Origin of the sequence: Agriterribacter sp., from assembly GCF_035444585.1 — a bacterium.
In the GTDB taxonomy this organism is placed as follows: Bacteria; Bacteroidota; Bacteroidia; order Chitinophagales; family Chitinophagaceae; genus Agriterribacter.
This window is the reverse complement of sequence record NZ_DAOMOZ010000034.1, coordinates 21,664-30,471: the sequence shown is the minus strand read 5'-3', so window position 1 is coordinate 30,471 and position 8,808 is coordinate 21,664. Positions and strand designations below refer to the sequence as shown.

Here is an 8,808-nt window from a genome sequence, read left to right as displayed (position 1 = left end):
AACCATCATTTTACCGGCCAATAGTGTAACCCTTGATGGCAGCGGCTCAACCGCACCTTCGGGCAGCATCAGCAGCTATGCATGGAGTAAGGTATCGGGTCCGGGCAATGAAAATATAGCTGCACCTTCTGATGCTATTACGGCAGTAACCGGACTTACAGAAGGAATATATCAGTTTCAGCTGAAAGTGACCGACAGCAATGGCGGAATTTCGTCAAGCATAATAACCATAACTGTAAGCGCTGCTGTTATGCCGCCGGTAGCCGATGCGGGAGCAGATCAAACCATTACTTTGCCGGCCAACAGTGTAACCCTTGATGGCAGCGGCTCAACCGCACCTTCGGGCAGCATCAGCGGCTATGCATGGAGCAAAGTGTCGGGTCCGTCCGGCGAGACCATAACTGTCCCCGACAACGCAATTACAACCATTACCGATCTTACGGAAGGCATATATAAATTTCAATTGACCGTAACGGATGCCAATGGAGCCACATCAACAGCATCTGTTACCATTACGGTAAAAGCTGCTCCTCTGCCACCGGTAGCCGATGCGGGTGGTGCCCAAACCATCACTTTGCCCGTTAACAGTGTAACCCTTGATGGCGGCGGATCAACCGCACCTTCGGGCAGCATCAGCGGCTATGCATGGAGTAAGCTGTCGGGTCCGTCGGGTGAGACCATAACTGTCCCCGACAACGCAATTACAACTATTACCGATCTTACGGAAGGCATATATAAATTTCAATTGACCGTAACGGATGCCAATGGAGCCACATCTACAGCATCGGTTACGATTACCGTAAAAGCTGCACTTCTGCCACCGGTAGCCAATGCGGGAGCAGATCAAAGCATAACATTGCCTTCCAGCAGTGTAACTCTTAACGGTAGCGGCTCAACCGCACCTTCGGGCAGCATCAGCGGCTATGCATGGAGCAAGGTGTCGGGTCCGTCGGGTGAAACGATCGCATCACCCGGCAATGCTGTTACTGCTGTAACGGGTCTTGGCGAAGGGGTGTATGTTTTTGAATTAACCGTAACCGACAACAACGGAGCCACATCAACGGCGTCTGTTGGCATTACCGTAAAAGCTGCGCCGTTGCCACCGGTAGCCGATGCGGGAGCAGATCAAACCATCACTTTGCCGGCCAACAGTGTAACCCTCGATGGCAGCAGCTCAGCCGCCCCTTCGGGCAGCATCAGCAGTTATGCATGGAGCAAGCTGTCGGGTCCGTCGGGTGAAACGGTCGCATCACCCGGCAGTGCAGTTACTGCTGTAACGGGTCTTACAGAAGGAAGCTATGTGTTTGAACTAACCGTAACCGATAACAACGGAGCCACATCAACGGCGTCTGTTACCATCACCGTAAAAGCTGCACCATTGCCGCCGGTAGCCGATGCTGGAACAGATCAAACCATTACTTTGCCGGTCAACAGTATAACCCTCGATGGCAGTGGCTCAACCGCACCTTCGGGCAGCATCAGCAGTTATGCATGGAGCAAGCTGTCGGGTCCGTCGGGTGAAACGGTTGCATCACCCGGCAATGCAGTTACTGCTGTAACGGGTCTTACAGAAGGAAGCTATGTGTTTGAGCTAACCGTAACCGACAACAACGGAGCCACATCAACGGCGTCTGTTGGTATTACCGTAAAAGCTGCGCCATTGCCACCGGTAGCCAGTGCAGGATCCGCTCAAACCATAACATTGCCTCTCAGTACTGCCACGCTTAATGGAAGCGCTTCATCTGCTTCTGCAGGTAATACTATTGTTGGCTACGAATGGAGTAAAATCGCAGGTCCTGTTGAAGGAAGCATAGCAGACCCGGATGGTATTAGTACTGCAGTTACCGGGCTTGTGGCAGGAACGTATAAATTTCAACTGGAAGTGATTGACGATAAAGGCGGGAAAGCTACCGCCACTGTAACGATAACGGTAAAAGCCGCACCACCGCCTCCTGTTGCAGATGCGGGGAATGATCAAACAATAGTGCTACCTGTGAACAATGCTACCCTGGATGGATCAAAATCCACATCGCACGGTGGTAATATTGTAAGTTATGCATGGAGTAAAGTGTCGGGACCTTCCGGTGGTGATATTGTGAGCCCTTCGGAAGCAATTTGTGCAGTTACCGGCCTTAAAGAAGGAAAATACCAGTTTCGGCTGAAAGTAACAGATAACAACGGCGGAGTTTCCGAGTCCACAGTGTTTATCATTGTAAAGGCAGCACCTTTGCCGCCGGTTGCCAATGCCGGTAATGCACAAACTATAACATTGCCTGTCAACAGCATTACTTTGAATGGAACAAACTCTTCCGCACCTTCAGCACAGATAAAAAGTTATTCCTGGAGCCAAATATCAGGACCTTCACAAGTTACAATTACAGACGCTGCAAAGGCGGTCGCAACGGTCAACGGACTCGTGGCTGGTACCTATGAGTTTCAATTGAAGGTAACAGATGGTAATGGCAATTCTGCTACAGCAAGTGTTGCAGTTATTGTAAATCCAGCCCCGGTTAAGCCTCCTGTAGCGGATGCAGGGAATGATTTTTCAGTACAACTTCCCACGGAGGCGCTGTTGCTGGATGGTAGCCGTTCCTATGCTCCCGACGGTTCTATTACAGATTATAAATGGATGAAAATTTCCGGGCCGGGGTCTGCTACGATTATTAATTCTAACTCAGCCATGCCAGCTATAGAGGCTGTAGAGGCAGGAAAATATACCTTCAGACTTACGGTTACCGATTCGAACGGATCTACAGCATCTGCAGATGTGAGTATTGAAGTAATTTCTGAAGATGTTATAATTCCCCCACCGACAGCCAATGCAGGGGAAGCGATAACATTAACATTACCCGAAAATGAGGTGCTTTTAGACGGTTCCGGATCTTACGTTCAATCGGGTAAAATTGAACTGTATAACTGGCGTATGCTATCAGGACCTTCTAAAGTTATTATTGAGTACCCGAATGAGGAGTTAATAATCGCATCGGGGTTAACTGCCGGAGAGTATGAATTTGAACTAACGGTAATCGATGGTAAAGGACGTTCGGGTAAAACAACCGTAAAAGTTGTGGTAAACAATGCGGGAGCAAGGCGTGATCTTTCGCCGGTCGTAAAAATATTCCCTAATCCTGTATATGAAACAGCTTTAATAGAATTGCAGGATCCCGCAAAAGGAAGAACAAGTATTTCACTGTATGATGTTAACGGAAAGAAAGTGTTGCGGAGAGAATTCGTTAAAGACGACATATATGTTAATCACCAATTAGATATGTCAAAAGTGCAAAAGGGCGTTTATTTCGTGGAAATCATAATAGATTATCAATACAAGTCTGTTGTAAGGATCGTTAAACTATAATTTTCTTCGAAAAGGTTTATAATGTGCAGAGGTGGCAAGCGATAGCATCGGCTTGTCACCTTTTGTATCTCCATAAGCCGATATCATTTCATATTCATCCAGATGAAAGCAGGCTTTAATTCTTCTCACTTTTTCTTCACCATGACAATTTTTCCCTTCTATTTTTCCGGTTAGCTTCCCTTCTCTTGTTTCGAGTTTCGTAGCGATGCATATTATGTTATTTTGCCTGCACCATCCTTCTACCCAATTCTCCGCGGAAGCCGATACTATCACTACGAGCGTATTGTTTTGAAAATGTTCTTTTATTTGCTGCAAAGCACGGTGCCGGATAAGGCCGGGTAGTTTCTGCTCAATGAATGCATCACATTTATTTTGGAAATCCATTAGCTGCATGTCTTTAAAGAAATGACTAAGCAGCTTCTGCTTTGCTGTGTCATTTGAAATAATTTGTAATTTGAAGGCTATGAGCCATGGTGAAAGTTTCAACAACCCAAGGTACAGCGCCACACTTCCCTTTTGATATTTAATGATCTCAAATAAGGTGTCCTTGTAAGTAATAGTGCCGTCAAAATCAAAAAAAGCAATGGATTTTTTCACAATTTCATTCTTTTAAAGACCGGTTCAGGCATAAGTTTGATGATGCACATGATCCATCTCCAGAACCATTTAACATATATTATGTTCTTCTTTTTTTGAACCGCAATGTATATATGGCGTGCCACATCCTCCGGGTGAGCGGTTAATCGTTTGGGTAAATTCAAATGCTCTGTCATTTTGGTGTACACGAAGCCTGGTAATACTGTAACAACATGAACTCCTTTGTTGTAAAGTTTATTTCTCAGTCCTGAAAGATAAGCGGTGAATCCGGCCTTGGCACTTCCGTAAATATAATTGCTTTGCCTTCCCCTTTCACCCGCTACGGAGCTAATGCCAACAATACAACCCTTTTCCTGTAATGCATAATCTGCAGCAATAATATTGAGTATGCTTACAGCACCTGTATAATTGGTGTTTATGGTTTTTAAGGTCTCGCCCGGATCATCGATCACAAGTTCGTTTTCATTCATATACCCAAAAACGCATACCACAATGTCAGGCCCGGGTTCTAACCTTTTGTAGAAAGATTCATGAGAAGCAAAATCAACCGCATCAAACAGATGAGTAAAACATTGAATGCTATAGCGGATGTTTAAGTCTGTTTTAAGTGCAGACAGCTTTGAAGGATCTCGTGAAGCCAAATGAATATCAAACCGTTTACAGGCAAATTGCCGGGCAACTGCTCTTCCAATATCGGAAGTAGCGCCAAGGATAAGTATAGTTGCCATAAGTATACCTGTTTTACTGTGGAAAGTTGAATAAATTGCTTATCGCGCTTCACTTCCTTTCGGAGGCGTGAATGTACATCCTATTTTATATATAAAATAACATAGAAACTGACCATCCACAAGACCAGGGATATTTGTATGAACCTGTCTTTGTACAATATTTTGGTAGGTGAGCCCGAGTCAGCATTTACATAAATAATTTGCAAATAACGCATAATTCCGGCCATTACAAAAAGGCTGGTCAGATATAGCCTGCTGGTGCCATGCCTTTCTATTACATTTTGAGAAACAGTGTACATGAAATATGAAACGATCATTACTGATGAAATCAATGCGAGCAATGCGTTTAAAAAATCAAGCGTATACCCTTTAACCGCCTTGCGCATATCATCGCCTGAGGTAATTTTTAGCAATACATCGTCGCGTCTTTTGCCGGCTGCCATAAATAATGCCAAAAGAAAGATCATAATATTCAACCATACCGTAACATCAACATTTGCGATGCTGCCACCCGAACGTATCCTGAGCGGGAAGCCGATTGCAATAATAAAAATGTCGAGAATCGGAATGTTTTTTAGTCCGAACGAGTACCCGATGTTTAAAAAAAAATATATGCCCAGCAGGGAAAAAAATTTAGTGCTGATAAAATAGGCAAGGAAAAAACCTGCTATAGTGAGTATTGTGAAAATAGTTAAAGCCGTTCCTGTTGAAACCGCGCCGGAAGCAATAGGCCGGTTCCGTTTTTCGGGATGTTTTTTATCATCTTCTTTATCTGCGTAATCGTTAATGATATAAATGCTGCTTGCAATACAACAAAATGCGATGAAGCCTTCAAAAACCTGCAGTACTTTAAGCCAGTTAAATATTTCTCCTGCAAAAAACAGGGGGATGTACAAAAAAAGATTTTTTGCCCAATCTTTGGGTCGCAGCAATTTAAGATAGATCACGATGTGTATTAAAAATATTTATTATAGAAAATACAAGTTAATATATAAAATGCAATAATTTCGATAACGAAAGAAAGAAACCATTATTTTGCTCATGGTCTGTGTCTGTTTACATTTGGTAAATATTACTCATGATTTTTTGAGATCTTTTTACCGCAGCGTACTTTTATAAACTAACCCTTTCGGAATGGTACAAAAAAAGCTATTAAGTGTTTTTGAGATTTTTATCATTGTTGCCGTTGCTTCGTTTCCTTTACTTTTAAATTTTCCTTTTAGAGTAAATGTCTTTTTATCCTGGGAGGGTGCTTACAGAATGAGCGAGGGGCAATTGCCTTTCCGGGATTTTGGTATTCCCTTAGGCGGTATGTATTGGGTAATTCCGGCCATCTTCTTTAAGATTTTTGGTGCACAGTTAATTACACTTGTAAAAGCGCAGGTATTTATCAACATTATTTCCGGGCTGGTTTTCCGGTATATATTAATAAAGGTTTCGGTAATTCCCGGTGTTAGGGCAGCCGCCCTTTTGTTGTATACGATTACTTTTTCATTTTTTAATTTTTGGCCATGGTATAATCATACGGCCATTGTATACGGACTAATTGCTATAGCATTTGTATTGAAATTTATTTTTAGCGGAACCGGTAAATTGCAATGGGTATGGATATTGCTTGCATCCTTATTTACTTTTTTCTCTTTCTTTACCAAGCAGGACGCGGGCGGCCTCATATTTTTTATTTGTATTTTTTTATTGGTCTACGTCGGCTGGCTCGAAAAAAAATGGCCCGCACCCATGGTATATTTGGGAGGGACGTTTTTATTTATAGCGATCGCAGTTCTTTTTTTCTCCCGGTTTGAGTTTTCTTACTGGTTCAATTATGGACAATCACCACATAATGCGCGTGTTTCTGTGGCTGATATAGCAAATGAATTTTTCAGTGAATCGCAATGGTTGAAATTCTATTTTTTTATTGTGGTGCTATTGGCGGTTGCAAGATTTAAGAATATCAGATCCTTCTTTGCCGATAAAAGAGAGACAATTTTTCTGTTGCTTACCTTAGGGATTTTATGCTTAGCTGTCATTTTTCAAATTACCAGCTACACCCCCGTTAATAGCAATATTTTCTTTCACAGCTTTGCAGTTGCTTTTATTTTGCATTACCTGCTTCAGTATCTGCCTGTTAAAGTCAACAGCAGCCGGATATTTTTATTGTTATGTTCCGGCATAATGTTGTGGTGGAGCCAACTGTACTGGAATTATATGCAAAGGATTTTTATTAAGAGTGGTAAAGAAGTAGGGATTGTACATTCTGCAACAGGAGAAAATGTGGTTGGATTGCACAATGCAAGACTCAGAACTCCCGAAAAAGACGCTGCAGTTATTCCTCAGGGTCAATGGATATCCTATAATTTGCCGACTCTTAAAAAAATAAAGCTGCCAGAGCCTACCGTTAAAGGAATACAACGGCTTATGGAAATGGATATTGTAAAAGCCAAAAAGGACATAAAAGTATTGAACATGTCCGAACTTACTTTCCTGGCTGCGGAAATGCCATATGCGCTTGAACGAAATCCACGGTTCCCGTTATGGTATCATCTGGGTGTAGGAATGTTTAACAGAGAAGCGGAGATGTTTGAGGACAGAATCCGGAACAATTATTATGATGTTGTTCTGTTCGAATACATGCCGGGGGTTAATAATTTTTATCCGTTCAGGGTCAGGGATACATTAATGGCGCATTATCAACGGGCAGATTCATTTATTGCGCCACGGAGCTCAGAACCGGGAACCATCGAAATATACATAAAGAAGCCATAAACTTTGTTGTGCCGTGACAGGTGCAGATTTCGTCCTGTTTTCGTTTATCTTGGATAATTACCGTTAGTACCTGTTTTAAAACCGGTGTTCATGTCATTGTAACATATATGCTTCTGCATTGTTTAATACAGAAGAGAATCCGTAAAAAATACAATTGACGGAATACAAATTAATCTAGTATACTTCGCTTATACCCTGCTTTTTCCCGTTGGTGTATTTTATGTTTTCTCTGCCATGTTTTCTAAAGATTTTTAAATCCGAAACCATTCGTATTAACTGTTGCATTATGAATTATAGACTGCTGAAAGGAGGACATTTGCCCGACAGGAAATGCCGGCAAATACTGGAACTGTTTTGTGATGACCTTACGGCTACCCAAATAGCCGACATAAGCGGAGTGAGCAGGGTAACTGTAAACAATTATTTCAGGCTTATCCGTTCTGTGATTGCTTCCTTTTGTGAAGACAGCCTTTTCCCCAATCATCGTTCACGCACACTTAACGACGCAAATAGCAGGGAAGAAGCATTATGCGGGCCTGTAGGCCATCCTGCATACTACGGCTTTTACATATATAAGGGGAAAGTATCAGCTGCATGGCTCAGGGATATATGTGAGAGCTCTGTATTGCAATTGCAGGGGAAAGTCCATGCCGCAATGAATGGAGGTTCTGCATCCGTTTTTGAGGGATACTATGCAGTGGCCGATCTTAACGACTGGCGTTTATACTGGCTGGATGGCAATGCAGAACTTTCATCTTCGGGGGATGCATTGCCTGAAATTACCGGTTTCTGGAAACATACAAAAAGCCGTTTGCAAAAGTTCAGGGGTGTAAATAAGCGTACTTTATACCTGCATATAAAGGAATGTGAATTCAGGTATAACTTCCGGAATGACGATATTCTTACCGTACTTACCGGGATCATCAGCACCCGGCAGCGTTTTAATAATGGAATATATGGAAATTAGGTTACGCTGCGGCAATACAGAATGCCGGGCAATTTTAAAAAATATGATAGTGTTTAAGGCAGCGCCACGTTAAAAATATGAAAATTACTCCGGGGATTTCTTTTTCTATGGTTTACCCTTCAACTCATTCCCGGATCATATTAATCTAAGTTGAAGGAATAGAAGTTTTCTCATGTTTTGGTAAGCGGGTGATTGTCTAATCACCTGCGCCTTTTATATGCTTTTGTTCGGGAAATTCTTACATAATACTGATAAAACCCCTATTTTTGCTGCCCGAATTGAAAAGGAGGAAGGCTTGTCTTCCGGTGAAAGGTTGTGCAGCGGCGCCGGAAGAAACTATAACAGGCGGGGTAGCTCAGGCGGTTAGAGCGCAGGATTCATATCCGCCGCGGGCGGAC

General features: G+C 42.8%; 6 protein-coding genes. 3 read left to right on the top strand and 3 right to left on the bottom strand.

Annotation, left to right across the window (positions count from 1 at the left end):
• On the top strand, window positions 1-3,355 hold a 3,355-nt coding region (locus tag PLH26_RS05930), incomplete at its 5' end, for a PKD domain-containing protein (RefSeq protein ID WP_324585077.1).
• Here the strand turns inward: PLH26_RS05930 and PLH26_RS05925 are convergent.
• The 3 genes from PLH26_RS05925 to PLH26_RS05915 all read right to left on the bottom strand — a co-directional run bounded on the left by PLH26_RS05925 (window position 3,350) and on the right by PLH26_RS05915 (window position 5,627).
• On the bottom strand, window positions 3,350-3,952 hold the full coding sequence (locus tag PLH26_RS05925; protein ID WP_324585076.1) for an HAD family hydrolase: 603 nt from the start codon (window positions 3,950-3,952) through the stop codon (window positions 3,350-3,352). The two genes, PLH26_RS05930 and PLH26_RS05925, sit on opposite strands and share 6 nt — an antisense overlap.
• On the bottom strand, window positions 3,949-4,680 hold the full coding sequence (locus PLH26_RS05920; protein ID WP_324585075.1) for an SDR family oxidoreductase: 732 nt from the start codon (window positions 4,678-4,680) through the stop codon (window positions 3,949-3,951). Before PLH26_RS05920 ends, PLH26_RS05925 begins: the two co-directional genes overlap by 4 nt.
• Before the next feature lie 80 nt (window positions 4,681-4,760).
• On the bottom strand, window positions 4,761-5,627 hold the full coding sequence (locus PLH26_RS05915) for a decaprenyl-phosphate phosphoribosyltransferase (RefSeq protein ID WP_324585074.1): 867 nt from the start codon (window positions 5,625-5,627) through the stop codon (window positions 4,761-4,763).
• A gap of 187 nt (window positions 5,628-5,814) precedes the next feature.
• Here PLH26_RS05915 and PLH26_RS05910 point away from each other — a divergent pair, with 187 nt between their 5' ends.
• Together PLH26_RS05910 and PLH26_RS05905 are read left to right on the top strand one after the other, a co-directional pair.
• Window positions 5,815-7,443, top strand: a complete 1,629-nt coding sequence (locus PLH26_RS05910; protein WP_324585073.1) for a hypothetical protein — start codon at window positions 5,815-5,817, stop codon at window positions 7,441-7,443.
• Between the two features lie 286 nt (window positions 7,444-7,729).
• Entirely contained in the window at window positions 7,730-8,410 is a 681-nt protein-coding gene (locus PLH26_RS05905; protein ID WP_324585072.1) for a hypothetical protein, read from the top strand.
• The last annotated feature ends 398 nt before the right edge of the window (window positions 8,411-8,808 follow it).